Raw genomic sequence first — 25,573 nt, forward strand, 5'->3', positions numbered from 1 at the left:
CGCAAACCACGCGCAACAGCGACATTTCGAAGGAGCACACGCCATGTACACCACCCTCATCTCCGTCGAACAACTCCAGCAGTTGCAGCAGGGCGACAGGCCCTACATGGTGTTCGACTGCAGCTTCGAACTCATGAAGCCCGAAGCCGGCCCGCAGCACTATGCCGCCGCGCACATTCCGGGCGCGCTCTACGCCAACCTCGACACCGATCTCAGCGCCAAGCACGGCGCACCGGGCGCCCATGGCGAGGTCGTGGTGGCGCAGGACGACGGCCTGCCCGCCTCGGGTGGCCGCCATCCGCTGCCCAGCCGCGAGAAGTTCGCGGCCTGGCTCTCCAGCATCGGCTTTGCCAACGACATGCAGGCCGTGGTGTACGACCGCAACGGCGCCAACTACTGCGGGCGCCTGTGGTGGATGCTCAAGTGGATGGGCCACGACGCGGTGGCCGTGCTCGACGGCGGCCTTCAGGCCTGGCAGGCCGCGGGCGGTGAAGTCACCGGCCGCGAAGAGCCCGCGCACTTTCAATCGAACTTCGTGCCCGGCGAGCCGATCGCCAAGCTCGTCACCACCGACACCGTGGTGCGCCGGCTCGGCCAGCCTGACCAGAACCTGATCGACGCACGCGCCGGTGCCCGTTACCGTGGCGAGGTGGAACCTCTGGACCCGATTGCCGGTCACATCCCCGGGGCCCTGAACCGGCCCTTCGCCGACAACCTCGGCCCCGACGGCAAGTTCAAGCCGGCATCGCAATTGCATGCCGAGTTCGAGTCGCTGCTCGCGGGACGCGATCCGGCGACCGTCGTCCACCAATGCGGCAGCGGCGTCAGCGCCGTGCCCAACCTGCTTGCGATGCAGATCGCCGGCTTCGGGACGACCGCGCTCTATGCCGGCAGCTGGAGCGAATGGAGCAACACGCCGGGGCTGCCGACCCGGCAAGGCGCTGAACCATGACATTGACGACCCGACAACTGCGACGCACCGGCGGTCTGGCAATCGCCACCGCGTTTCTTGCGGCGGCCCCGTTCCTCACCGCGCAGGCACAGCAGCAACAGCACGCGCACGTGCACGGCCAGCTCAAGCTCGACGTGGCCGTCGACGGCCCCACCGTGGTGATCGACATGGAATCCCCGCTCGACAACATCGTCGGCTTCGAGCGCGCCCCCAAGACCGATGCCGAGAAGAAGACCGTCGAGGAAGCCGTGGCCCAGCTGCGCGCGGCCGACAAGCTCTTCATCATCGACCCGGCCGCCAACTGCAAGCTCGGCCCGGTCGACCTGCGCTCGGGCGCGCTCGGCCTGGGCAACCCCGATCCGAACGAGCCCGTGGGCCACGCCGACCTCGACGCCACCTTCTCCTTCAACTGCACCAACGCGGCCGCTGCGAAGTTCATCGACGTGAACCTGTTCAGCGTGTTCAAGGGACTGCGCCAGATCGATTCGCAGATTGCTTCCGCACAAGGCCAGTTCAAGCGCCAGCTCAAGCGCCCGAGCGGCGCAGCAGCCGCCCAGCCGGCTCGCCTGAGCTGGGGCAAGTGACACTGTGAGCACTCCCCTGCAGGCCGAGACGTCGCCATTGCGCGTCGTGCTCGCCGCCGAAGCGCTGCGCTTCTCGTGGCCCGGCGTGAAAACCCCATGCATCGACATCGAGGCGTTTCGCATCAGCGCCGGCGAATCGGTGTTTCTGCATGGCCCGAGCGGCTGCGGCAAGAGCACGCTGCTGTCGCTGCTGGCTGGCGTGCTGGTGGCCGACGAAGGCCGCGTCACGCTGCTGGGCCATGACTGGTCCAAGCTCTCGGGCACACAGCGCGACCGCAGCCGCGTGGCCCACGTGGGCTACATCTTCCAGCAGTTCAACCTGCTGCCCTACCTGAGCGTGCTCGACAACGTGCTGCTGCCCTGCCGCTTCTCGGCGCGGCGCGAAGCACAGGCCGCGCGCAACGGCAGCTCGCGCGAAGAAGCCGAGCACCTGCTCGACCAGATGGGCCTGGACCGCAACCTGTGGAAGCGCCAGGCGCTGCAGCTCTCGGTCGGCCAGCAACAACGCGTGGCCGCGGCGCGCGCGCTCATCGGCCAGCCCGAAGTGGTGATTGCCGACGAGCCCACTTCCGCACTCGACGAAGACCGGCGCGAAGCTTTTCTCGACGTGCTGCTGACGGCCTGCGCGATGAACCGGAGCGCGCTCGTGTTCGTGAGCCATGACCAGCGCATCGCGCAGCGTTTTGCGCGGCATGTGCTGCTGCCCGAGATCAATCGCGCGGCATCGAGCGCAATGGCGGTGGATGCATGAGAGCGCTTTTCTCGATTGCCTGGCGCAGCGCCTGGAACCGGCGCTTCACGCTGGCGCTCACCGTGTTCTCGATCGCGCTGTCGACCTTCCTGCTGCTCGGCGTCGAGCGCATCCGCACCGAGCTGCGCGAGAACTTCGCGTCGTCCGTCTCGGGCACCGACCTGATCGTCGGCGCGCGCACCGGCTCCACGCAGTTGCTGCTGTACTCGGTGTTCCGCATCGGCGCGGCCACCAACAACATCTCGTGGAAGAGCGTGCAGGCGTTGGCCGAGCACCCCGGTGTCGACTGGGTGGTGCCGCTGTCGCTGGGCGACTCGCACCGCGGCTTCGCGGTGCTGGCCACGTCGCCCGAGTACTTCACGCGCTTTCGCTACGGCGACAAGCAACTGCTGAAGATGCGCGAAGGCAAGCCCTTCAGCGAACTCTTCGATGCGGTGGTGGGCGCCGAGGTGGCCGACAAGCTGGGCTACCACGTGGGCCAGAAGATCACGCTGGCACACGGCAGCGGCGAACTCAACGTGGCCGAGCATGCCGACAAGCCCTTCACCGTGGTGGGCGTGCTCGCGCGCACCGGCACGCCGGTCGATCGCACGGTGCACATCGGCCTTGCGGCCATGGAAGCCATTCACCTCGAATGGGTCGGCGGCGCACCGATGCCCGGCGTGCACATTCCGGCCGAGCAGGTGCGCAAGTTCGACCTCACGCCCAAAAGCGTGACGGCCGCGCTGGTGGGCCTGAAGAACCGCGCCGCCGTGTTCGGCGTGCAGCGCTGGATCTCGACCTACACCGGCGAGCCGCTCATGGCCATCCTGCCCGGCGTGGCGCTCGACGAACTGTGGAGCGTGATCGGCATCGGCGAAAACGCATTGCTGCTGATGTCGGCACTGGTCGCGCTCGTGAGCCTCGCGGGGCTGGTGTCGGTGGTGATGGCCGGCCTCAACGAGCGCCGGCGTGAGCTTGCCGTGCTGCGCGCGGTGGGCGCGGGCCTGCGCCATGTGCTGGCGCTGCTGGCGCTCGAAGGCGCGATGGTCACCGTGCTCGGCGTGTTCTTCGGCCTTGTCATGGCGGTGCTCGGCATCGCCCTGCTCTCGCCATGGCTGCAGGCGCAGTTCGGGCTGACACTGAGCCTTTCCGAACCTACACTGAACGAATGGCTGCTGATGGCGAGCCTGCTGGTCGCGGGCTGGCTGGCAAGCCTCTTGCCTGGCATCCGTGCCTATCGACTCTCCCTGGCAGACGGCCTCTCACCGAGGATTTGAACCATGCGCATCGCAAAGAAAATTTCCACGCCCAAGGCTTTCATTCGCCTTTCAATGTTGCTGGCCGGCGCCGGCCTCGCGGCGGCCACATGGGCCGCCGACCCCGCGCCCAAGGACACCACGGCGTCGAACCCGCTCGGCGGCAAGGCCGCACCCGCAGCTGCTGCAAAAGGCACGCCGGGCCAGCCAAGGCAGATCACGTGGGAAGAACTCGTGCCCAAGGACTGGGACCCGGCCAAGGAGTTCAAGGGCATGGACCTGAGCGCGCTCGACGACGGTGACCCGCGCGCCAACGAGCTGCTGATGAAGATGCAGGAAGTCTCGAACAACGCGCCGACCAATCCCGCGATGAACGGCACTGAAGTGAAGATCCCGGGCTTCATCGTGCCGCTCGAAGAAGCCAAGGGCGAGGTCACCGAGTTCCTGCTCGTGCCCTACTTCGGCGCCTGCATCCACACGCCGCCGCCGCCGGCCAACCAGATCCTGCACGTCGTGCCGCAAAAGGGCGCCAAGTTCCGCGCCATGGACACCGTGTGGGTCACCGGCAAGCTGCAGACGCTGCGCAACGACTCGATGATGGGCGTGAGTGGTTACCACGTGAGCGCCACCAGCGTCACAAAGTACTCGGGCGGCGCCAAGTAGGTCTTCTGTCCGTCTGTGGTTCTGCGCCGACAGGGTTGGCGGCGCACGACCGACACAGACCGTTGCATCCGTGAAGCAGGCTTTGTCATCGCCTGCTGCCGCGCACCGTTGAAAGAGTTCCGGGCACGACGCCGGCGCCTTCATGGAACTCCAGATGACAACAACCCATCGCCCCACGGTCCCGCGGCTCCTGACGATCTCGCTGTGCATCGGCGCCCTCGCCATCGCAGGCTGCGACAACAAGACCAACTCCACCCCCGCGGCTGCGGCAGCCGACCCCGCGCTGTCGATCCCCGCGCCTGCAGTGCCGCAGACACCCGCAGCGCCAACGCCCGTGGCCTACACGCCACCTTCGGCCGAACAGCTCTATCAGCTGGTCGCGCCCATCGCGCTGTACCCCGACAAGCTGGTCGCGCAGATTCTTGCGGGCGCCACTTATCCCGAACAGATCACCGCCGCGCATGACTGGCTCGGGCAGAACCGGGCACTCAAGGCCGGCCCGCTGGCCGATGCGGCCAACCAGCAGCCGTGGGACCCGAGCGTGAAGTCGCTCACCGCCTTTCGCAGCGTGCTCGACCAGATGGCCGGCAACGTTCCGTGGACCGAATCACTCGGCAAGGCCTACTACAACGACCCGACCGACGTGATGAACGCGATCCAGGTCATGCGCCAGCGGGCCTCGAAGGCGGGCCGCCTGAAGAACAACGACAAGCTGCGCGTGGCGAGCGCCGCGACGCCGCAGAACTACGCGCCGGCGCCGGACATGCAGCCGATGTATGCGGGTCCCGCCGTAATCGAGCCGCCGCCGCAACTGATCACCATCGAGCCGGTGCAGCCCGACGTGGTGTACGTGCCGAGCTACGACCCGCAGGTGATCTACGGCGCACCTGAACCCATCTACCCCGGCTATGCCTACGCACCGCCTGTCGTGGTGGCGCCCGGCTACAGCGGCGGCCAGATCGCCGCAGCGGGCGCACTGGCATTCGGAGCCGGCGTGATCGTCGGTGCCGCGCTGGAGCGGCACGACTGGGGCTGGCACTCATGGAACATGAACTGGGGCGCGCCGCGCTGGCAAGGGCGCGGCCGGGGGCCCGACGTGCAACCGGCTTATGCGCGGCCGGCCGTGGTCTACAACAACAGCACCTACATCTCGCGCTCGACCACGGTGGTCAATAACGTGAACAACGTCAACGTGCGCAATGTCTACAACAACGGCAATGGCGGGCCGCGCGGCATCTTGCCGCCCGGAGCGGCGCCCAACTTCGCGGCGGGACCGGCCTTTGCGCAACAGCAGCAACAGCAACAGGCCTTGCTGGCCCAGCAACAAGCGCAGCAGCAACAGCAACAGCGTCAGCAGCAACAGGCGGTGCTCGCTCAGCAACAGCAGCAACAACAAGCCCATCAACAACAGGCGTTGATGCAGCAGCAGGCCCAGCAACGCTCGCAGCAACAGGCTCAGCAGTTGCAGGCGCAACAACAGCAGCAGACACGAGAGCAGCAACAACAGGCGCGGCAGGCCCGGTTCCAGCAGCAACAAGACCCGCAGCACAGGCAACAGGCACAGCAACAAGGCCTGCTGGCTCAGCAACAACACCCAGGCGCCACCCCGCAGGCCCAGCAACAGGCCTTGCAACAGCAGCAAGCCCACGCACAGCAGCAGGCGATGCAGGAACAGCAACGGCAGCAACAACAGCACCAGCAACAGGTACAACAGGCCCAACAGGATCAGTCGCGGCGCCAGCAGATGCAGCAGCAACAGCAGGCGCAACAACAGGCTCGCGCCCAGCAACAGGCCCAACAGCAACAACAGCAGGTCCAGCACCAGCAGGCGCTGCAGCAACAGCAGGCCCAAGCCCAGAACCAGGCCCGTCAGCAACAGCAAGCCCAGCAGGAGCAGATGCGTCATCAGCAACAGGCACAGCAGCAAGCCGCGCATCAGCAGCAACAGCAGGCGCACCAAGCCCAGGCTCAAGCTCAGGCCCAGGCGCGACAGCAGCAACAACAGCAGCAAGCCCAGCAGCAACAGCAACGCGTGGCCGCTGCGGCGGCCGCAGCCCGTCGCCAGCCACCCCGCCCCGGCGAACCGGATCGGCAGCAGCACCCCTGAGCGGCTGGCGTCAACGTCCGGCAGCGCCGGTCAGCGGTGAGGTGTGGTGGTCGCGGATGGGATGATCGCCGCGCGATGCGCCTGCAGGAATTCACGCATGCCTGTCGGCACGCGCTGCGGCAATGCGCGCAGCAGCGTGCGCAGATCGCTGTCGCGCACTTCCATTTCCCCTTTGGCCGTGCCGCGATCGATGCCCGCGAAGAGACGGGCCATGCCCGGTGAAGCACCGCATTCCGTCCACGCTGCCTCCAGTTGATCGGGCGGCACTTCCAGTGCGTCGATCCGCACGCCCAGCACCTGCGAAGCCAGCGCAGCAAGTGCATGGGCATCGAGAGCTTCTTCGCCAGCGATGGAAAGCACGCGACGGCCTTCAAAGCCGTCTGCCAGCGCAGCCGCTGCAGCCGCCGCGCAATCGCTGCGCGCCACGCATGTCATGCGACCGCGCCCCGGTGCACACGGCAGCCGATGGCTCGCACAGGCCAACGGCAAGGTCGCGAGCAACAGCTCCGCATAGAAGGCATTGCGCAGGATGCTGAAGCCGGCAGTTCCTTCGTGCAGCAGTTGCTCCGTGGCTGCGTGGTCGGCGGCGATGGGGCCGGGCTGCGCCGCGCCCGCCGTGGCGAACGAGGTATAGACCACATGCAGCACACCGCAGCGCTGCGCCGCCTCGATGGCGTTGCGATGCTGCGTGACGCGGCGCGGTGGCGCATCGACCGTGTTGGTGCTCACCAGCAGCATGCGCGACGCCCCCTCGAAGGCGGCATCGAGCGAAGCAGGTTCATCGAAATCCGCGAAGCGCACCGAGACACCGCGCGCGGCAAGGTCGGCCAGTCGATCCGGATGGCGCGTGGTGGCGATCAGTGGCACTTCAGGCCGATGCAGCAACAGCAGCTCGACGGCCTGGCGTGCCAGCGCACCCGAGGCCCCGCTCACAAGCAGCGCACCGCCCGCGGGAATGGAATGAATGGAGTTCATGAGAAAAGTCTTTCGTGTTCCGGGGCGCGTCTCGCGCCCCTTCGGCTTTCAGCCGCATGCCGAAAGGCATGCAGGCGAGCAGGTACGCACCGCATGCACGAGGCACGTGCGGTGTCGAACCAGAAGGAGGGAAAACGGTGAAGCCGGAAGTCGCACCCCAAGCCTCAAGGCTCGGGCACGCGCTCCGGGGAATCAGCGAAAGACAATGCGCATGGGGCCGATGTTGACCAGCGCCACAGGGCGCGTCAAGCGCCCCGTGCAAACGATCATGAAGAAGATCAGTTCTTGCCGATCTCGGTCAGCAGGCGCGTGACGAGATAGATGCGCGGCACGATCGAATCGACTTCGATGTACTCGTCGCGTGCGTGATAGCCGAAGCCCGCGAGGCCGAAGCTCTCGACCACCGTGGCCTTGCCGGAGCGGCCCGCATAGCCCGCATCGGTGCCACCGCCGGTCATGGGCGTCAGCGCCAGGTCGCGGTCGATTTCCTTGTAGATGGCCTGTGCCCTCTCGCCCAGCGCGCGGCCCTTCTCGCCTGCGATGAAGGCCGGGCGGCCCACTTCCACCTTCACCGTGGTCTCGGTGTCGGGAATCAGCTTGCCGGCGCCGATCTTGGCCTGCAGCGCCGCATCGAGCTTCTTCTCGGCGCCGGGCTGGGTGATGCGCACATCGCCCAGCGCCTGCGCCTTCTCGGTGATCTGGTTGAGCGGGCCGGTGGCGCGCGCCACGGTCCAGTTGAGCGTCACGCCGGGGATGTCCTTCGCGATGTCCTTCGTCTGCAGCATCTGGTAGGACAGCTCGTACAACGCATTGCGGCCCAGTTCGGGTGCCGCGCCCGCATGCGCCGCGCGGCCCTTCACTTCGAGCGTGGCGGTGGCGATGCCGGCCGCGCCGAGCAGCAGCGATTCGCCCTTGACCACCGACTTGGCCGCCGTGGGCTCGAACGAGAGCACCGTGTCATGCTGGTCGGCCATGGTGGCGATGAGTTCGCCGGAGCCGACCGAGCCCACTTCCTCGTCGGGGTTCATGAGCACGGTGAGCGTGTCGTAGTCGCGCCAGCCGGCATCGGCCAGGATCTTGAGCGACGCCATCATCACGGCCAGGCCGCCCTTGTCGTCGGCGATGCCGGGGCCGTAGATGCGGTTGCCGTCGACCTTGTACGGCTGGCCGCTGAGAATGCCCGCCGGGTACACCGTGTCCATGTGGCCCTGCAGCATGATCTTGCGCTTGCCGGTGCCCTTGAGCGTGCCGATCACGATGTCGGCGCCCGCGCCGGCCGTGGCTTTGCGGCGCTCGGTCTTGAAGCCCGCGGCCTTCAGCCGCCCTTCGACCACATCGGCCATCTTGAGCAGGCCGTCGACGTTCAGGCTGCCCGACTCGATGAGCACCATCTCCTTGAGGTTGTCGATCACCGCGGGCTGCGCCTTCTCGGCGGCGGCGAGCAGTTTCGCGTCGGGCGCTGCCTGCACGGCGCAAGCGGCACCGAGCGCAAGGCCGCAAGCCAGGGCGACGGAGCGAAGGGTGAAGAAAGAGGAGCGCATTGTCATGATGGTTTTTGTCTCTGAGTGAAGGGCGGGCAACAGCATAGCGAGCCGATGCGCAATGCAGAGCAAATCGGCGACAGCGCTGCGCGTCATCTGAACCCAGCGCCGGTGCGTAGTCAGGCCTGCGCCTTCTGCTTCAGCCACAGCCCGAAATCCATCATCACCTTGACGACCGGCTTCAGGCGCTCACCGTCGATCGTGAGTTCGTATTCGACCTTGACAGGCGCCGTGGGATGCACGGTGCGCTTCACGAGCCCGGCCTCCTCCAGCGCGCGAAGGTCGAGGGTGAGGGAACGCTGGGAAATGCCGGGAACGTCCCGGCGCAATTCGCTGAATCGCTTGGGCCCATCGACGAGATAGGACACCAGAAGAAGCCGCCACCTGCCGCCCAGCAGGCGCATCGCCTCTTCCACTGAACAGCCCGTCACGTTCGATTTCATAGCACGTCTTCTTGAAAGGGGCCGTCGGTATAGTTTTTTAACCTACGTGCGGTTTTATTGCCTTCTTCCAATTTTAGGCCGGCCCCCTAGCATGACTGCAAGGCGCTCGCACTCGCAGCGCCAAAGCACCATTGGAGAATCGGCTTGAAGCTGTACTACATACCCGGAGCCTGTTCGCTCTCGCCCCACATCGTCCTCAACGAACTGGGCCTTGCGGCCACGCTGGTCAAGGTCGACTACAAGACGCACACGACCGAAGACGGACGGGACTTCCACGAGATCAGCCCCTTCGGCTATGTCCCGGTTCTCGAACTCGACGACGGCACGTTGCTGCGCGAAGGCCCCGCCATCGTGCAGTACCTGGCCGACCTGAAGCCCGATGCGGGCCTTGCCCCGAAGAACGGCACCCTGGAGCGCTATCGGCTGCAGGAGTGGCTGAGCTTTCTGACCTCGGAAGTCCACAAGGGCTTCATTCCGCTGCTGTACGCGGTGCTGGCCGGCAAGTACGTCGAAAACGCCAGGCCGAAGCTGGAGAAACGCTTCGCCTGGATCGATGGGCAACTGGCCGGCCGCGACTACCTCATGGGCGACACGTTCACGGTGGCCGATGCCTACCTGTATTCGCTGACGGGCTGGGGCCAGGCGCCGTGGCTGAAGTCCGTCTACAGGGCCGACATTCACTTCGACGGACTGCGCAACCTCGAAGCCTGGTACGTCCGCATGCGCGAGCGCGCGGCGGTCCGCAAGGCGCTCGATACGGAAGGGCTCAAGTAGGCCTTCAGCCCCTGCCGCCGCGCACGGATTTCTTCGCGGGCGCGGGCGCGAGCGTCTTCCTGGCGGCGGTCTTGCGCGCCGGCTTCAGCACAGGCGCTTCGCGCGCCGACTTCATGTGCCCGCTCTCGCCCGTGGTCACACCGACGATCTTCGCAAGCTGCCGGCTCACGCTCACATAGGCATGGCCGATGCTGCTGTCGTAGTACAGCGAATCGCCGCGCGCCAGGTGCACCACTTCGCCGGTGTCGAAGTGCACATCGATCTCGCCCGACAGCACATAGGCGAACTCTTCGCCCGGATGCCGTGCGAAATCTTCCGGACCGTTGATGCGGCGCGCATGCACCGTGCCGACCACGGGGCTCATCTGCTTGCCGGCCGCCGTGGTGCCCAGGAACTCGTAGGCGAACGAGAGCCCGCGGTAGACCACGCCCTTGCCCGCGCGCGTGATCACCGGCCCGTCGAACTGCGCGGGCGTGACGCCGGCGCCCGCGAACATCGCGTTCATGTCCATCTCCAGCGCGCGGCCCAGCGCGGCGAAGTTCTCATAGCCCAGTGCGAGCTGGCCGCGCTCTGCGCGCGAGATGGTGGTGATCGACACGCCCGAGCGCTCGGCCAGTTGCGAGAGCGTCCAGCCGAAACGCTTGCGCGCGGTGCGCAGCCGATGGCCGAAAGTGGTGCGGTCCAGCGTGGGTGGCTCTTCCTTCGGCGTCGCCCCTGCCCTGGTCCCTGTGTGTGGAGTCACGCTTGGCCCTCTGTTTGTAGTGCACTGCAATTCTGCCAGCCCGGCGCCTGGCCATCCATGCCAACCCGCGTGACGCGGGCCCGAAATTTGCGTATATGCAAATTGCATTGACGCAAATTTCACTGCATTGGTGCACCATGGTTTCCCCTTGGTTGTCCCTATTTAATTTGCGTATCCGCAAATTTCTTCCTACACTTTTCGCCGATGACCTCCAACACACCAGCGCCCATCGTGGCCGACTACCTTGTGATTGGCGGCGGCATTGCCGGGGCTTCGGTAGCCCACTGGCTCGCGCCGCACGCCAGCGTGATCCTTCTCGAACGCGAAGCCCAGCCGGGCTATCACTCCACCGGCCGCTCGGCCGCCCTCTTCATGGAAAGCTACGGCACGCCGCAGGTGCGCGCGCTCACCATGGCCAGCCGCGCCTTCCTCGAACATCCGCCCGAAGGCTTTGCCGAGCACCCGCTGCTCACGCCGCGCGGCGCACTGATGGTCGCGGGCGAAGAACACATGGCCGAGCTCGAAGCCCACTGGGAAGTGCTGCGCACCATGGACGCCGGCGCCACGCGCCTGAGCAGCGAACAGGCCCTCGAGATGGTGCCCGCCCTGCGCCCCGAGCAGGTGGCCGGCGCCGTGTATGAACCCGATGCGGCCGACATGGACGTGCATTCCATCCACCAGGGCTACCTGCGCGGCATGCGGCAGGCCGGCGGCAAGCTGGTGTGCGATGCCGAAGTGACGGCCATCGAACGTGTCGGCGAGCGCTGGCGCGTGACGGCCGGCGACAAGGTCTACGAAGCGGCCGTGGTGCTCAACGCAGCCGGCGCATGGGTCGACACCATCGCGCAACTGGCCGGCGTGACGCCCATCGGCATCGAGCCGCGCCGGCGCTCGGCCTTCATCTTCGCGCCGCCCGAAGGCGAGAGCGTCACGCACTGGCCCATGGTCTTCGGCGCCGACGAAGGCTGGTACATCAAGCCCGACGCCGGCATGCTGCTCGGCTCGCCGGCCAATGCCGATCCGGTCGATCCGCAGGACGTGCAGCCCGAAGAGCTGGACATTGCCTTCGCCATCCACCGCATCGAGGAAGCGACCACGCTCACCATCCGCCGCCCCACGCGCACCTGGGCCGGCCTGCGCTCCTTCGTGGCCGACGGCGACCTGGTCGGCGGCTTCGAGCCCGGCGCGCCCGGCTTCTTCTGGGTCGCGGCGCAAGGCGGCTACGGCATCCAGACCTCGGCCGCCATGGGCGAAGCCTGCGCAGCGCTGGCACGCGGACTGCCGCTGCCGGAGCGCATCGCGGCCTTCGGCCTCACGGCCGAGATGCTCGGCCCGCAGCGGCTGCGCACAGCCCCGGCCGCTGTCGCTACCGCCTGACAAGAACAACCCACAACCACAAGAGACCATCCCATGCGTGTCTTCAGTGCCTCCCTCGCCACCGAAACCAACACCTTCGGCCCGATGCCGACCGGCATCGCGTCCTTCAAGGACCGTGGCTACTTCCCCGCCGGGCAGCATCCCGATGCGTTGACGATCTATTCGGGCCCGCTGTGGGCCGCGCGCATCCGTGGCAAGGAAAAAGGCTGGACGCTGCTCGAAGGCATGGTGGCGGGCGCGCAGCCCAGCGGCATCACCACGCGCCATGCCTACGAGACGCTGCGCGACGAAATGCTGAACGACCTTCGCGCTGCCCTGCCGGTGGACATGGTGCTGCTCGGCCTGCACGGCGCGATGGTGGCCGACGGCTACGACGACTGCGAAGGCGACATGCTGCAGCGCGTGCGGCAGATCGTCGGGCCCGACATCGTCATCGGCGCGGAGCTTGATCCGCACAACCACCTCACACCCGCGATGGTCGACAACGCGAACGTGATGGTCTCGTTCAAGGAGTACCCGCACACCGACGTGCTCGAGCGCGGGCTGGAGCTGGTGGACATCTGCGCCGCGGCGGTCGAAGGCAAGGTCAAGCCGGTGCACGCGATGGTCGACTGCGACATCATCGTCACCGTGCACACCTCGCGCGAGCCGGCGCGCAGTTTTGTAGAGCGCATGCAGGCGCTCGAAGGCAAGGACGACGTGCTCTCGGTCTCGCTCACGCACGGCTTCTCTTGGGGCGACGTGCCCGAGATGGGCACCAAGGTGCTGGTCTACACCGATGGCGACCAGGCCAAGGCGAACGCACTGGCGCGCCAGCTCGCCGATGAAGTCATCGCCATGCGCGACGGCCTCACCGTCAACTACCCCAGCATCGACGCCTCGCTCGACGAGGCACTGGCCTTCGACGGCGGCCCTGTCGTGCTGGCCGACGGCGCCGACAACCCCGGCGGCGGCGCGGCGAGCGACTCCACCTTCATCCTGCGCCGCATGCTGGAGCGCGGCATCACCAACGCGGCCCTCGGCCCGATGTGGGACCCGATCGCGGTACGCATCGCCTTCGACGCGGGCGTGGGCGCCAAGCTGCAGATGCGCATCGGCGGCAAGATCAGCCCGCTGTCGGGCGACCCGCTGGACCTTGACTGCACGGTGAAGGCACTGCAGCACGACCTGGTGATGACGGGCCTGTCGAACACGCCCACGGCGATGGGCGACTGCGCGCTGGTCGAGGTCAACGGCATCGAGATCGTGCTGATCACGCGGCGCAACCAGGCCATGGGCACCGACATGTTCACCCAACTGGGCTGCGACCTGGCCGCCAAGAAGATCGTGGTGGTGAAGTCTTCGCAGCACTTCTATGCGTCGTACTCCAAGGTGGCCAAGCACGTCATCTATGCGGGCGCACCGGGCGCCGTGACGCTCGATCTCACGACCTTGCCCTACCGCAAGGCACGCCTGCCCAAGTGGCCGATCGGCGTTGCAGCCTGAACGCCTTCTTTTTTCTTTCGCCCCCACCGACCGGAGAACCGACGATGAAACGACGAACGCTTGCCGCCCTCGCTGCCCTGGCCCTTTCAGCGGCTTCCGCCGTGAGCCTTTCGGCGCTCGCCCAGACACCGCCCAAGACCCTGAAGGTGGTGGCGCATGCCGACCTGAAGATTCTTGACCCGACCTTCACCACGGCCTACATCTCGCGCAACTTCGGCCACATGGTGTACGACACCCTGTTCGCGCAGGATGCCACCGGCAAGCCGCAACCGCAGATGGTCGAGAAGTACACGACCTCGAAGGACGGCAAGCAATGGAGCTTCACGCTGCGCCCCGGATTGAAGTTCTCGGACGGCGCCGCCGTGACCTCGGCCGACGCCGTGGCTTCGCTGCAGCGCTGGGCCGCGCGCGACAGCCTGGGCCGCGCCATGACGGCGGTCGGCGCCGAGTGGAAGGCGACCGACGCGCGCAACTTCACGCTCACGCTCAACGAGCCCTTCGGCATGGTGCTCGACGCGCTGGCCAAGCCCTCGGGCTTTCCGCCGGTGATCCTGCCCGAGCGCATCGCCAAGCTGCCGGCCACCGCGCCGCTCACCGAAGTCATCGGCTCGGGGCCCTTCATCTTCAAGCGCGACGAATGGGTGCCGGGCAACAAGACGGTGTTCGTGCGCAACCCGAACTACGTGGCGCGCAGCGAGCCGCCGAGCGGCCTGGCCGGCAGCAAGAAGACCAGCTTCGACCGCGTCGAATGGCTCTACCTGCCTGATGCCAACAGCGCCGTGTCGGCGCTCAAGCGCGGCGAGGTCGACTACATCGAGCAACTGCCGCCCGACTACATCGCGCCGCTGCGCACCGACACCAACATCAAGATCGGCTCCGGCGGCGCCTACCAGGGCTTCCTCGTCATGAACCAGACGCAGCCGCCCTTCGACAACCCGAAGGTGCGCCAGGCGCTGCTGCAGGCCGTGAACCAGGAACGCTTCGTCGCGGCCATGGGCTTCCCGCTGGACATGCGCATGGCCTACTGCGCCACCTACTTCATCTGCGGCAGCCCCAACGACACCTCGGCCGGCGCCGAGCCCTTCCGCAAGGCCGACGTCGCGAAGGCGAAGAAGATGCTGGCCGACGCAGGCTACAAGGGCGAGAAAGTGGTGCTGATGGTGCCGAGCGACGTGCCCTACCTCAACGCCGAAGCCCTGATGGCCGCGCAGACCATGAAGAGCATCGGCATGAACGTCGATGCGCAGAGCATGGACTGGGCCTCCATCGGTGCTCGCCGCGCCAAGCGCGACGCGGCCGATGCGGGCGGCTGGAACATGTACGTCACGGTGGCCGGCGAGTTCGACGTCAACTCGCCCATCGCCAACGCCTACCTGGGCGCCGCCTGCGGCAACACCCTGCCCGGCTGGCCCTGCGACAAGAAGCTGGACGAGCTGCGCACCGCATGGCTGAAGGAAACCGTGCCGGCCAAACGCAAGGAACTGCTCGACGCCTTCCAGGCCCGCGCCTATGAGGCCGTGCCGTACATCAACGCCGGCCAGTACTCGGCCGCGTTCGCGGCGCGCGCCAACCTCAAGGGCTTGGACAAGCTCTGGGCCGGCATGCCGACCGTCTGGGCGCTCGACAAGTAAGCCGCCCCGCGCCGCCCCTTCCCCGCCAGTCAGCCAGCACAACGCCAGCCACACCAGTTCAAGGGCACCGCCATGGGCTACATCGTTCGACGCTTTCTCTCGACACTCCCGGTCATGGCGGTGGTGGCCGTGGTGGTGTTCCTGCTGATCCACCTGTCGCCGGGCGATCCGGCCGCGCTCATCGCGGGCGACCTCGCCACAACGGAAGACATCGACAAGCTGCGCGCTGCGCTCGGCCTGAACCTGCCGCTGTGGCAGCAGTTCGGGCTGTGGCTGGGCAAGCTGTTCACCGGCGACCTCGGCACTTCGATCTTCACGCAGATGCCGGTCACGCAACTGCTGGGGCAGCGGCTGGAGCCCACGGTGTCGATCGCGGCGCTCACCATGCTCATCACTCTGGTGGTGTCGGTGCCGCTGGGCACGCTCGCGGCCTACCGCGCGGGCAGCTGGGTCGACCGACTGGTGATGCTGTTCGCGGTGCTGGCCTTCTCGGTGCCGGTGTTCCTGGTGGGCTACCTGCTGGTCTACAGCTTCGCGGTGCAACTGCCGTGGTTTCCGGTGCAGGGCTATGCGCGCTTTGCCGACGGCCCGCTCGAATGGCTGCACTCGCTGGTGCTGCCCTGCGTGAACCTGGCGCTGGTGTACATCGCGCTGGTGACCCGCATGACGCGCGCCACCGTGCTCGAAGTGCTGCACGAGGACTACATCCGCACCGCGCGCGCCAAGGGCCTGGGCGTGCTCCCGGTGCTGGGGCATGCGCTGCGCAACGCGGCCATTCCCATCGCCACGACCATCGGCGCGGGCATCGCGCTGCTGATCGGCGGCGTGGTCGTCACCGAGACGGTGTTCGCCATTCCGGGCGTGGGCCGGCTCGTCATCGATTCGGTGCAGCGCCACGACTATCCCGTCATCCAGAGCGTGCTGCTGCTGTCGGCGGGCGTGTATGTGCTGATCAACCTGCTGATCGATTTGAGCTACCGCCTGTTCGATCCGCGCATCCAGTACTGAAGAACACAACCCATGTCCACGGTCCTCCCCATGAGCGAGATCGATGCGCCAGTCTCTGTGGCACCCTCGGTGCCAGTCGCACCTGAAGACGCACCCTTCGTACCGCCGCGCTTTCGCTGGGTGCGCAAGCACCCGACATTGATCATCGGCGCGCTGCTGCTGATCGCAATTGCCATCCTGTCCATCGCCGCACCGTGGATCGCCACGCACGACCCGCAAGACATCGACCCGCTCGCGCGCATGCAACCGCCGTCGGCCGAGCACTGGTTCGGCACCGACGCGCTGGGCCGCGACGTGTTCAGCCGCGCCGTCTGGGGCGGCCGCGTGTCGATGATCGTGGGTGCCTCTGTGGCGGTGCTGGCCACCTTCTTCGGCATCCTGCTGGGGCTGGTGTCGGGCTTCGTGCGCTGGGCCGACGGCTTCATCATGCGGGTGATGGACGGGCTGATGGCCATTCCCGGCATCCTGCTGGCCATCGCGCTGATGGCCGTGACGCGCGCCAGCCTGACGACGGTGATCATCGCCATCACCGTGCCGGAAATTCCGCGCGTGGTGCGGCTGGTGCGCTCGCTGGCGCTCACGCTGCGCGAGCAGTTGTTCGTCGAGGCCGCGCATGCGGTGGGCACGCGGCTGCCGACCATCCTCGTGCGCCACGTGCTGCCGAACATCGTGGCGCCGCTGGTCGTGCAATCGACCTTCGTGGCTGCCGCGGCGGTGCTGACCGAAGCGGCGCTGTCCTTCCTCGGCGTGGGCGTGCCCGCGCAGACGCCGAGCTGGGGCAACATGATGGCCGAGGGCCGCAACTTCGTGACGGTGGCGTTCCACATCATCCTGTACCCGGGCCTGCTGCTGGCGGCCACGGTGCTTGCGATCAACCTGCTCGGCGACGGCCTGCGCGATGCGCTCGACCCGCGCCTGGCACGGCAACTGTGAGGACGCCATGACGATGACGACCCCGATGTCCCACGTCGCCCTCGCCCCCGGCGAGCCGCTGCTCGAAGTCGACAACCTGCGCACCCACTTCCACACGCTGGCCGGCGTGGTGCGCTCGGTCGACGGTGTTTCGTACACGGTGCGTGCGGGCCGCACGCTCGGCGTGGTCGGTGAATCCGGCTGCGGCAAGAGCGTGACCGCGCTGTCGATCCTGCGGCTGGTGCCCACGCCGCCCGGCCGCCACATGGGTGCCGTGCGGCTGCGCGGCACCGACCTGATGCAGTTGAGCGAACGCGAGATGCGCCAGATTCGCGGCAACCGCATCTCGATGATCTTCCAGGAGCCGATGACCTCGCTGAACCCGGTGCTGACCGTGGGCCGGCAGATCGCCGAGACGGTGCAGCTTCACCAGAAGGCCAGCCGCGCCGATGCGCTGAAACGCGCGGTCGAGATGCTGCGCGTGGTGCAGATCCCCGAGCCCGAGCGCCGTGTGAACGAGTACCCGCACCAGTTGTCGGGCGGCATGCGCCAGCGCGTGATGATCGCGCTGGCCCTGGCCTGCAACCCCGAGGTGCTGATCGCCGACGAGCCCACCACCGCGCTCGACGTGACGATCCAGGCGCAGATCCTCGACCTCATCAAGCGACTGCAGAAAGAGCTGGGCATGGGCGTGGTGATGATCACGCACGACCTGGGCGTGGTGGCCGAGAGCTGCGACCGTGTCGTGGTCATGTATGCCGGCAAGAAGGTGGAAGAAGCCGACGTGATCGACCTGTTCGACCGGCCGCTGCATCCCTACACCCGCGCGCTGATGGCCTCGATGCCCGCGATGAACACCGCGAGCACGCGGCTCACGGAAATTCCGGGGCTGGTGCCGGCCGCCCACGAGCTGGGGCGCGGCTGCGCCTTTGCGGCCCGCTGCAGCCATGCGCGTGCACGCTGCCGTGTCGAGACGCCGCAGCTCACACAGCAAGGCGGCGACCATGTGGTGGCCTGCTTTGCGGTCGAAGAACAATGGGAAGACGCCGCCGAGGTGACCGCATGACGGAAACGACCGCAGCCCCGCTGCTCAAGGTGCGCAACCTGCGCAAGCACTACATCTCGCCCAAGCGCTGGCTGCGTCCCGCGAAGCCGGCGATCCAGGCGGTCGATGGCGTGTCGTTCTCGGTCGCGCGCGGCGAAACGCTGTCGCTGGTCGGCGAGTCGGGCTGCGGCAAGACGACGACGGCCAAGTCGGTGATGCGATTGGTCGAGCCGACCTCGGGCTCGGTCGAACTCGAAGGCGAAGAGCTGCTCACGCTGTCGTCCCACGAGATGCGGCTGCGCCGGCGCCAGTTGCAGATCATCTTTCAGGACCCGTACGCCTCGCTGAACCCGCGCCTGACGGCCGGCGACATCGTGGCCGAGCCGCTGCGCAACTTCAACATGGGCGCGGCGGCCGAGCGGCGCGAGCGGGTGCAGTGGTTGTTCTCACGTGTGGGGCTGCGGCCCGAGGCAGCGAAGAAATTTCCGCACGAGTTCTCGGGCGGGCAGCGCCAGCGGCTGGGCATTGCGCGCGCACTGGCGCTCAACCCCAAGCTGATCGTGTGCGACGAGCCGGTGTCGGCGCTCGACGTGTCGGTGCAGGCGCAGGTGGTGAACCTGCTGATGGACCTGCAGGAAGAGTTCGGCATCGCCTACCTGTTCGTGGCACATGACCTGGCGGTGGTGCGACACATCAGCCATCGCGTGGCGGTGATGTACCTCGGCCACATCGTGGAGATTGCCGACCGCGACACGCTGTTCTCCGCACCACTGCATCCGTACACCGAGATCCTGTTGTCGGCAGTGCCCGTACCGAACCCGCGCACGCCTGCGCGCCGCATGCTGTTGCAGGGCGATCCGCCCAGTCCGGCCAATCCGCCTTCGGGTTGCCGCTTTCACACGCGCTGTCCGATGGCGCAGGCTGTGTGCAAGGAACAGGTGCCTGCGTTGAGCGAGCGGCCTTCGTCTTCCAGCGGTGGGCACTGGGTGGCTTGTCACTTCCGCTGATGGCTTTTTTTGTTCACCGCGTTGTGTTTGGGCGCTGCTGTTGTTCAGGGCGACGCCCACGCCGACACGGTGCTCTTTTTCGCGAATGTCCCCCGCTTCGCTCCTCCTTTATTTCGCGAAAAAGCGCCCCGTATCGACGTGAGCGTTGGACAGAGCAGTCGTTGATTGCAGATCACCAGCAGCGTGCCCATGTGCGAATGACACCAGGTGCTCCCCGCAGCGAAATAAAGGAGGAGCGAAGCGGGGGACATTCGCGGAGGGGAGCTCCTGGTGTCATTCGCACCCGCCCCGAATGAACCCGAACCCGCCTTGAACAACAGCCCCCAAAGTCCCCAACAGATAAAGAAAGGATCGAGATGAACACCCCAGTCACCCACTACGACCTGCTGATCCACGGCGGCACCGTCATCGACGGCACCAAGGCGCCCCGCTTCAATGCCGACGTTGGCATCGTGAACGGGCGCATCGTTGCCATCGGGCAGCTTGCCGGCCACACCGCCGAGAAGACGCTCGACGCCACCGGCCGCATCGTCGCGCCCGGTTTCATCGACTCGCACACGCACGACGACCAGGCCGTGCTGTCGCAGGCGCAGATGCCCTTCAAGGTGTCGCAAGGCGTGACCACGGTGGTGGCGGGCAACTGCGGCATCAGCGCTGCACCGCTGCGCGTCGACATGGAATTGCCGATGCCGTTGAGCCTTCTTGAATCACCGGCGGAAGGCCGCTTCACCACCTTCGCGGCGTACCTCGATGCATTGCGCGCCACGCCTTCGTCGGTGAACGTGGCCGCGATGGTGGGCCATTCGACCCTGCGCGCCGTCGTCATGTCCGACCTCGACCGCCCCGCGAACGACAGCGAGATCGCTGCCATGCAGGCGCTGGTCGAAGAAGCGATGCAGGCCGGCGCAATCGGCCTGTCGACCGGCACCTTCTATCCACCCGCCGTGAAAGCGACGACCGAGGAAATCATCGAGGTCGGCCGCCCACTCACTTCGCGCAAGGCGCTGTACGTGACGCACATGCGCGACGAAAGCGATCGCGTGATGGAGTCGCTGGAAGAAACCTTCCAGATCGGCCGCGCACTCGACATTCCGGTGGTGGTGTCGCATCACAAGGTGCAGAACACGCAGAACTTCGGCAAGACCAAGGTCACGCTGCCCTTCATCAAGGAAGCGATGCAGCACCAGTGCATCGGGCTCGACTGCTACCCGTACACGGCAGGCTCCACCATGATCCGCACCGACCGCGGGATGATGGAAGGCCGCGTGCTCATCGCATCGAGCGTGCCGCACCCCGAATGCGCGGGCCGCGACCTGAAGGACATCGCGGCCGAATGGGGCGTGTCGGGTGAAGAGGCGGCACAGCGGCTGCAGCCGGGCAGCGCGATCTATTTCATGATGGACGAGGACGACGTGCAGCGCATCCTCGCCTTCGACGAAACCATGATCGGCTCCGACGGCATTCCGCTGGGCGACAAGCCCCATCCGCGGCTGTGGGGCACCTTCCCGCGCGTGCTGGGCCACTACAGCCGCGACGTCGGCCTGTTCCCGCTGGAAACAGCGGTGTGGAAGATGACGGGGCTCACGGCACGCAACTTCGGCCTGCACGAGCGCGGCGCGCTCAAGCCCGGCTACCACGCCGACGTGGTGATCTTCAACGCGGCGACCGTGCGCGACACCGCGAACTACGAAACGCCGACCCAACCGGCCGAAGGCATCGATGCGGTGATCGTGAACGGCGCGGTGACCTGGCAGAACGGCGTGCACAGCGGGGCGCGCAACGGGCAGGTGATCGTTCGGCAATCCTGACGACGGCGCGCCGCGGCAAGCGGTGAAACAATGGGCGCACTTCCACCCTCCTCACCCGCCGCCGCCATGCAAGCCACTGCCGATACCGATATCCAGGCCTGCGAAGCCGCCATCGTCGCTGCCGCGCAGGCCCTGCGCCCGGACGCCGTCCGCATGCTCGGCGAGCTGGTGGCGCATCCCTCGCTGATGGGCGACGAGCAAGGTGCGCAGGCCTTCATGGCCGACACCTTCGCCGCGCTCGGCCTGCAAGTGCACGAGTTCCAGATCGATGAAGGCAAGATCCGCGCGCACCCCGGCTACTCGCCCTCCATCGTGTCGTACGAGGGGCGTCCCAACGTGGTGGGCATCCACAAGCCGGGTGGTCCGGCCAAGGGCAAGTCGTTGATCTTCAACGGGCACATCGACGTGGTGCCGACTGGTGCGGCCGCGCTCTGGACGCATCCGCCCTTCGAGCCCTTCATCGAGGGTGACCGGCTGCACGGACGCGGCGCCTGCGACATGAAGGCGGGCATCGTGGCCTACACGATGGCCTTCAAGGCGCTGCAGTCACTGGGGCTGGAGCCTGCATCGCCCGTGTACTTTCAATCGGTGGTGGAAGAAGAGTGCACCGGCAACGGCGCGCTGGCCTGCCTGGTCGAAGGCTATCGGGCGGATGCGGCCATCATTCCCGAGCCGCTGGGCGGCATCATGACCTGCCAGTTGGGCGTGATCTGGCTGGCCATCGAGGTGCTGGGCAAGCCGGTGCATGCCTCGGTCGCGCAGACCGGCGTGGGGGCCATCGACTTTTCGCTCTACCTGTTCGCCGAACTCAAGAAGCTCGAAGCACGCTGGAACGAGCCTTCGGCGCGCTACCGCTGCTTTGCGCACCACGCGCATCCGGTGAACTTCAACCTCGGCAAGATCCAGGGGGGCGAATGGGCCTCGTCGGTGCCGTCCGCATGCCGCAGCGACATCCGCGTCGGCTTCTATCCCGACATGAGCGTGGCGCAGGCCAAGGCCGAGGTCGAAGCAGTGCTGGCCGCCGCGCATGCCGCACATCCGGCACACCAGAGCCTGAGCTACAGGATCATCTACGAGGGGTTCCAGGCCGAGGGCTGCGAGGTGGACCTGAACGAGCCGGTGGTGACCACGCTGTCGAAGTGCTACCAAGATATCGTCGGCAAGACGCTGGAGCCGCAGGCCTTTACAGGCACCACCGATGCGAAGTTCTTCAACCTTTATGGCAACACGCCGGCCATCTGCTATGGCCCGACGGGCAGCAGCATCCACGGCATCGACGAGTGGGTGTCGATCGACAGCATGATGGAGGTTGCCGCGGTGCTGGCGGTGTTCATGGCCCGCTGGTGCGGGCTCGCGCGACGGGCCTGAGCGAAGAAGAAAAAAGAAAAAACCGGCGCTTGCAGGGCGCCTGTATCAGTCGGGCGCGTTCATCACCCGGTCGAACTCTTCGTCGGCCGGCACGTTGTCGGCATCGAGTTCGCTTGCATCGGTGAGATCGATGCCCGTTTCATCCGACAGGTCGTCGGAGGCTTCGTTTTCGGGCTCTTCGAAATCGTCGGCAGGCGTGTTGTCCTCATCGTCGTCGGATGGCGAAGCGGAGCGCGCGGTGGCGTCGACGTTGTTCATGATCGGTTCCTCGGCTGATGATCGGCTGGCTGATGACTGAACGGCCCCCTATGGTGCGCCTGTTTCGGCCGTTGCGGCTCATCCGGCATGCAGCGTCGGTGTCGGAAAGTTTCCCGCCCCCGGCGTCAGTCCTTGTGCACGTGGCCGTGTTCGCCGTGGCCGGGGTCGTCGTGGCCATGGTCATGCCCGTGTTCGCCGTGCGCCAGCCGGCTCACCAGCGTGACCAGCACGATGCCGGCGACCAGCCAGAGGATCTGCGCGGCGGTCTGGCGCGCGGGCAGGCGTTTTTGCAGTTGCGGAATCAGGTCGGCCAGCGCCACATACACGAAGCTGCTGCCCGCCAGCACCAGGAAGTACGGCAGCCAGCCGTGCAACTGGTCGACCAGCCACCAGCCCGCGATGCCGCCGAGCATGGTCATGGTGCCCGCGAGCGAGACCTTCACCAGCGCGGCGCGCTGGTTGGCCGAGCTTTGGCGCAGCACGACGAGGTCGCCGATGTGGTGCGGCACCTCGTGCGCGAGCACGGCGATGGCGGCCACGAGGCCCAGGCGCATGTCGGCGATGAAGGCCGAGGCGATCAGGATGCCGTCGCCGAAGCAATGCACGCTGTCGCCGGTGAGCACGGCCCAGCCGCCGGCGCGGGGTGCCGTGTGGTTGTGGCCGTGGTGGTCGTGGCCGTGCGCGTGATCGTGACCGTGGTCGTGGCCCTCGTGCCCGCTCGCCTCGCCGCCATGGTGATGCTCATGCCCGTGGTGCCACAGTTCGGCCTTGTCGAGCAGGAAGAAGAAGACCAGCCCGAACAGCAGCACGCCGAACAGCAGCGCGGGCTCGATGCGGCTTTCAAAGGCCTCGGGCAACAGGTGCATGAAGGCGGTGGCGAGCAGCGCGCCGGCCGCCAGGCTCAACAGGTGCTGGGGGTTCACGCCGCCGGAGCCGTTGCGCACGCCCACGCGCAACAACAGGGCCGCCAGCCAGACGCTTCCGATGCCGGCAACCAGGGTTGCCAAGATGATGACTATCAAATTCATAGCTGCTTGCGCAAGAGAGACGGCCATTGAAACAGTTTCAGGGCCGTGGTCCGTTCATAAAAAGAGAAAAGGCCGTCATGGGACGGCCTTCGGCGGGGAGTGGCTACTGGGCGCCGTCTTCAGGCGACGCCATTGGCTTTGAACCAGGCCGTGGCGCGCTGCCATCCGTCGTCTGCTGCGCTCTTGACGTAGCTGGGGCGGTAGTCGGCGTGGAATGCGTGGCCTGCTTCGGGGTACACGACGAAGCTCGATGCCTTGGCCGCCGGGGTTCCATTGGCCAGAGCAGCTTTCATCTTATCAACCGTGTCAAGGGGGATGCCTTGGTCTTTTTCGCCGTACAGGCCAAGCACCGGCGCCTGCAGGCTGGTGGCGATGTCGACAGCGTGTCTGGGCTGCAGTTCGCTGGCCTGCCCGACCAGCCGGCCGTACCAGGCCACGCCGGCCTTGACCTTGCCGGTGGCCGCATAAAGCCAGGTGATGCGCCCGCCCCAGCAGAAGCCAGTGATGCCGGCCTTGCCGATGTCGCCGCCGTTGGCCTTGGCATAGACCAGCGCGCCGTCGAGGTCGGCCAGGACCTGCGCGTCGGGCACCTTGGTGACGATGTCGGCCTGCAGCTTGGGAATGTCGGTGTAGCCGCGCGGATCGCCCTGGCGCGCGTAAAGCTCGGGCGCAATCGCCAGGTAGCCGAGCCTGGCAAAGCGGCGGCAGGTGTCGGCGATGTATTCATGCACGCCGAAGATTTCCTGGATCACCAAAATCACGGGCAGGCCGGTCTTGCCGGCCGGCGCCGCCGCATAGGCGGGCACCTCGAAGCCGTTGACGGTGTACTTGATGGGGCCGGCCTTCAGGCCTTCGGCAGATGTCGCAATGGCGGTCTGCGCCACCACCGGCATGACGGCGGCCGCGTAGCCCACGCCAATGGCGGCCTTCAGGGCGGTGCGGCGCGTGGCGCCCTGCCCGGTGCTGTCGCCGGGGCGCAGCGAATCGAAGTCGGAACGGCTGTCGTCGAGTGCGGACATGGGAAGGGCTCCAGTGGATTCGTCAGACAAGGGGCGCTGCGCGAAAAAACGCACGCCGCAATGTAGGCGAAATCGCTCTGGCGCCTCGATGACCGGAAATTCAGTGGGGTTGGCGCGGCATGCCGTAGGCGCGACGTGCCAGTGCGTCGGCGAGCAGCTGCGCCGGGTCGATCAGGTCCAGCCCGGCCACGGCGGCCGAGCCTTGCAGCCCCAGCGGCACCTCGGTGCAGCCCATGATGATGGTGACGGGGCCGTGGCGTTCGGCCAGCCGCAGTGCCACTTCGGAAAAGCACCGCTCGGCCAGCGGCATGTTGCCGGCCTTCACGCCGTCGAAGATGCCGCGCATGATGGTCTGGCGCTCATCGGCCAGCGGCACGTGGCAGCCGAGCCCGGCTTCAGCCAGCGCCTGTTCGTAGAGCCGCACCCGATAAGTGCCTTCGGTGGCCATCAGCGCCACGCCCGTCGCGCCCTGTTCGGCCAGTTGCCGCGCCGTTTCGCGCGCCATGTGCAGCAGCTCGACCTGCGGAAAGCGTTCCTGCAGGCTGCCGTGCCAGGCATGCGCGGTGTTGCAGGCGATGGCCACGGCCCGGCTGCCGAGCGCGGCCAGCCGGCCCAGCGCCTGCAGCATCGGCTCCAGCGGCTGGTGCGCGCCGCTGTCGGTGGAGGCCAGCGCGCCGGTGCGATCGGGCACCGGCACCTGCGCGAGCCAGTGCTCGGGAAAAGACTGGTCGCGCACCGGCTCGCCGCGTGCACGCATCTGCTGCGCGCAGGCCTGCACGAAGAGCCGGACGAAGTCGGCGCCCGCCGCGGGGCCCATGCCCCCGAGGATGCCGACGACCTGTGTGGCTGCGACCATG

The 25,573-nt window shown here is 67.0% G+C and carries 24 protein-coding genes; 16 read left to right on the forward strand and 8 right to left on the reverse strand.

Annotated features, from left to right (window positions below; translation table 11 throughout):
- Positions 1-43 precede the first annotated feature (43 nt).
- The 6 genes from ACSFB7_RS18755 (at position 44) to ACSFB7_RS18780 (ending at position 6,295) form a co-directional block, all read left to right on the forward strand.
- Positions 44-952 carry a sulfurtransferase gene (locus ACSFB7_RS18755; RefSeq protein ID WP_435472752.1) on the forward strand — a complete coding sequence of 303 codons (909 nt, stop codon included), beginning with the start codon at positions 44-46 and terminating at the stop codon, positions 950-952.
- On the forward strand, positions 949-1,536 hold the full coding sequence (locus ACSFB7_RS18760) for a DUF2796 domain-containing protein (RefSeq protein WP_435472754.1): 588 nt from the start codon (positions 949-951) through the stop codon (positions 1,534-1,536). The genes ACSFB7_RS18755 and ACSFB7_RS18760 overlap by 4 nt, the downstream gene beginning before the upstream one ends.
- Positions 1,537-1,540: 4 nt before the next feature.
- Positions 1,541-2,287 carry an ABC transporter ATP-binding protein gene (locus ACSFB7_RS18765; RefSeq protein ID WP_435472756.1) on the forward strand — a complete coding sequence of 249 codons (747 nt, stop codon included), beginning with the start codon at positions 1,541-1,543 and terminating at the stop codon, positions 2,285-2,287.
- Positions 2,284-3,546, forward strand: a complete 1,263-nt coding sequence (locus ACSFB7_RS18770) for an ABC transporter permease (protein ID WP_435472759.1) — start codon at positions 2,284-2,286, stop codon at positions 3,544-3,546. The genes ACSFB7_RS18765 and ACSFB7_RS18770 overlap by 4 nt, the downstream gene beginning before the upstream one ends.
- A 3-nt stretch (positions 3,547-3,549) precedes the next feature.
- Positions 3,550-4,188, forward strand: coding sequence for a DUF3299 domain-containing protein (locus tag ACSFB7_RS18775; RefSeq protein WP_435472761.1), 639 nt, complete (start codon positions 3,550-3,552; stop codon positions 4,186-4,188).
- Between the two features lie 154 nt (positions 4,189-4,342).
- The gene (locus ACSFB7_RS18780; RefSeq protein WP_435472763.1) at positions 4,343-6,295 is read left to right on the forward strand and encodes a DUF3300 domain-containing protein; all 1,953 of its coding nucleotides are present in this window, start codon (positions 4,343-4,345) and stop codon (positions 6,293-6,295) included.
- 30 nt (positions 6,296-6,325) lie between these two features.
- On the opposite strand, the gene ACSFB7_RS18785 is transcribed toward ACSFB7_RS18780, so the two are convergent.
- The 3 genes from ACSFB7_RS18785 to ACSFB7_RS18795 all read right to left on the reverse strand — a co-directional run bounded on the left by ACSFB7_RS18785 (position 6,326) and on the right by ACSFB7_RS18795 (position 9,254).
- Complete coding sequence (locus ACSFB7_RS18785; protein WP_435472765.1) at positions 6,326-7,270, reverse strand: NAD(P)H-binding protein; 945 nt, start codon at positions 7,268-7,270, stop codon at positions 6,326-6,328.
- A 278-nt stretch (positions 7,271-7,548) separates the two neighbouring features.
- Positions 7,549-8,817 (reverse strand): M20/M25/M40 family metallo-hydrolase, encoded by a 1,269-nt coding sequence (locus ACSFB7_RS18790; RefSeq protein WP_435472767.1) that lies wholly within the window; start codon positions 8,815-8,817, stop codon positions 7,549-7,551.
- A gap of 113 nt (positions 8,818-8,930) precedes the next feature.
- Positions 8,931-9,254 (reverse strand): winged helix-turn-helix transcriptional regulator, encoded by a 324-nt coding sequence (locus ACSFB7_RS18795; RefSeq protein WP_435472769.1) that lies wholly within the window; start codon positions 9,252-9,254, stop codon positions 8,931-8,933.
- Positions 9,255-9,398: 144 nt separating this feature from the next.
- Here ACSFB7_RS18795 and gstA point away from each other — a divergent pair, with 144 nt between their 5' ends.
- Positions 9,399-10,028, forward strand: coding sequence for a glutathione transferase GstA (gstA, locus tag ACSFB7_RS18800; RefSeq protein ID WP_435472771.1), 630 nt, complete (start codon positions 9,399-9,401; stop codon positions 10,026-10,028).
- 4 nt (positions 10,029-10,032) lie between these two features.
- Here the strand turns inward: gstA and ACSFB7_RS18805 are convergent, their stop codons facing one another.
- Positions 10,033-10,770, reverse strand: coding sequence for a helix-turn-helix domain-containing protein (locus ACSFB7_RS18805; protein WP_435472773.1), 738 nt, complete (start codon positions 10,768-10,770; stop codon positions 10,033-10,035).
- Positions 10,771-10,974: 204 nt separating this feature from the next.
- Between ACSFB7_RS18805 and ACSFB7_RS18810 the strand changes: the two genes are divergently transcribed.
- From ACSFB7_RS18810 to ACSFB7_RS18850, 9 genes are all read left to right on the forward strand, one after another.
- Positions 10,975-12,147, forward strand: a complete 1,173-nt coding sequence (locus ACSFB7_RS18810; RefSeq protein WP_435472775.1) for an NAD(P)/FAD-dependent oxidoreductase — start codon at positions 10,975-10,977, stop codon at positions 12,145-12,147.
- 33 nt (positions 12,148-12,180) lie between these two features.
- Positions 12,181-13,632 (forward strand): M81 family metallopeptidase, encoded by a 1,452-nt coding sequence (locus ACSFB7_RS18815; RefSeq protein WP_435472777.1) that lies wholly within the window; start codon positions 12,181-12,183, stop codon positions 13,630-13,632.
- 44 nt (positions 13,633-13,676) lie between these two features.
- Entirely contained in the window at positions 13,677-15,263 is a 1,587-nt protein-coding gene (locus tag ACSFB7_RS18820) for an ABC transporter substrate-binding protein (protein ID WP_435472779.1), read from the forward strand.
- 72 nt (positions 15,264-15,335) lie between these two features.
- Positions 15,336-16,271, forward strand: a complete 936-nt coding sequence (locus ACSFB7_RS18825) for an ABC transporter permease (RefSeq protein ID WP_435472781.1) — start codon at positions 15,336-15,338, stop codon at positions 16,269-16,271.
- Between the two features lie 30 nt (positions 16,272-16,301).
- On the forward strand, positions 16,302-17,204 hold the full coding sequence (locus tag ACSFB7_RS18830) for an ABC transporter permease (protein WP_435473395.1): 903 nt from the start codon (positions 16,302-16,304) through the stop codon (positions 17,202-17,204).
- A gap of 13 nt (positions 17,205-17,217) precedes the next feature.
- Positions 17,218-18,249, forward strand: coding sequence for an ABC transporter ATP-binding protein (locus ACSFB7_RS18835; RefSeq protein WP_435473397.1), 1,032 nt, complete (start codon positions 17,218-17,220; stop codon positions 18,247-18,249).
- Complete coding sequence (locus ACSFB7_RS18840) at positions 18,246-19,235, forward strand: ABC transporter ATP-binding protein (protein WP_435472783.1); 990 nt, start codon at positions 18,246-18,248, stop codon at positions 19,233-19,235. Before ACSFB7_RS18835 ends, ACSFB7_RS18840 begins: the two co-directional genes overlap by 4 nt.
- 356 nt (positions 19,236-19,591) lie before the next feature.
- Complete coding sequence (locus ACSFB7_RS18845; protein ID WP_435472785.1) at positions 19,592-21,043, forward strand: N-acyl-D-amino-acid deacylase family protein; 1,452 nt, start codon at positions 19,592-19,594, stop codon at positions 21,041-21,043.
- Between the two features lie 66 nt (positions 21,044-21,109).
- On the forward strand, positions 21,110-22,411 hold the full coding sequence (locus ACSFB7_RS18850; RefSeq protein ID WP_435472787.1) for an ArgE/DapE family deacylase: 1,302 nt from the start codon (positions 21,110-21,112) through the stop codon (positions 22,409-22,411).
- Positions 22,412-22,456: 45 nt separating this feature from the next.
- On the opposite strand, the gene ACSFB7_RS18855 is transcribed toward ACSFB7_RS18850, so the two are convergent.
- The 4 genes from ACSFB7_RS18855 to ACSFB7_RS18870 form a co-directional block, all read right to left on the reverse strand.
- Positions 22,457-22,669 carry a hypothetical protein gene (locus ACSFB7_RS18855; protein WP_435472789.1) on the reverse strand — a complete coding sequence of 71 codons (213 nt, stop codon included), beginning with the start codon at positions 22,667-22,669 and terminating at the stop codon, positions 22,457-22,459.
- Between the two features lie 125 nt (positions 22,670-22,794).
- On the reverse strand, positions 22,795-23,697 hold the full coding sequence (locus ACSFB7_RS18860; RefSeq protein ID WP_435472791.1) for a ZIP family metal transporter: 903 nt from the start codon (positions 23,695-23,697) through the stop codon (positions 22,795-22,797).
- A 119-nt stretch (positions 23,698-23,816) separates the two neighbouring features.
- Positions 23,817-24,716 (reverse strand): dienelactone hydrolase family protein, encoded by a 900-nt coding sequence (locus ACSFB7_RS18865; protein WP_435472793.1) that lies wholly within the window; start codon positions 24,714-24,716, stop codon positions 23,817-23,819.
- A 100-nt stretch (positions 24,717-24,816) separates the two neighbouring features.
- Positions 24,817-25,572, reverse strand: a complete 756-nt coding sequence (locus ACSFB7_RS18870; RefSeq protein ID WP_435472795.1) for an aspartate/glutamate racemase family protein — start codon at positions 25,570-25,572, stop codon at positions 24,817-24,819.
- Position 25,573: the final 1 nt, after the last annotated feature.

The organism is Variovorax raffinosi, assembly GCF_051216615.1.
Taxonomy (GTDB): domain Bacteria; phylum Pseudomonadota; class Gammaproteobacteria; order Burkholderiales; family Burkholderiaceae_C; genus Variovorax.